This window comes from Exiguobacterium sp. s189, assembly GCF_018617615.1.
Classification (GTDB): Bacteria; Bacillota; Bacilli; order Exiguobacteriales; family Exiguobacteriaceae; genus Exiguobacterium; species Exiguobacterium aestuarii_A.
In genome coordinates this window covers 1-540 of the sequence record NZ_JACSKM010000030.1, presented here as the reverse complement: position 1 = coordinate 540, position 540 = coordinate 1, and the positions used below count along the sequence as shown (strand labels likewise).

Annotated in this window: 1 protein-coding gene; it reads right to left on the bottom strand. The window is 59.3% G+C overall.

Annotated features, from left to right (window positions below; translation table 11 throughout):
- Positions 1–163: 163 nt before the first annotated feature.
- Positions 164–540: transposase (locus KNO99_RS15290; protein WP_214750089.1), on the bottom strand; the 377-nt coding region annotated here is incomplete at its 5' end.

The window sequence follows — 540 nt, the reverse complement described above, 5'->3', positions numbered from 1 at the left end:
GGTGTGACGTGTACATCGACGATGAAATTGTGCTTGGCGTCGACCGTCCGATGCGCCAGCCAGAAAAAGCCTTCCGGCTTCTGGTCACGATACATGTATCCCGCATCCGGGTCGGTCCGGCTCATCTTGACGAGCCGGCGCTCCCTCTTCTCAGATGCCGGTTTCAGTTCTTTTTTCCGCGTTCGGCCCGTTCCTCGTTCACGCGGGTGAGAAGCTCGTCCTCGATCGCACCGACGACCCGTTCGACCTCGACCTTGTCGAATTTCTTCTTGTTCGCGTTCGCCCGGATGTGCGTGGAGTCCGTGATCAGGATGCGCCCGGAGACGAGACCGTGAGATTCCGCCTGTCGAACGATGTCCTCGAAGATTTGTTGGAACACGTCGTTCCCCTGGAAGCGTCGCCGGTAGGCCTGGCTGATCGTCGAATGGTCGGGAACCTTCTCATCGATGCCGAGACCGAGGAACCAGCGATAGGCGAGGTTCGTCTGAACCTCCCTCACGGTCTGGCGCACGGAACGGATGTTGAACAGGGGTCCGAGTA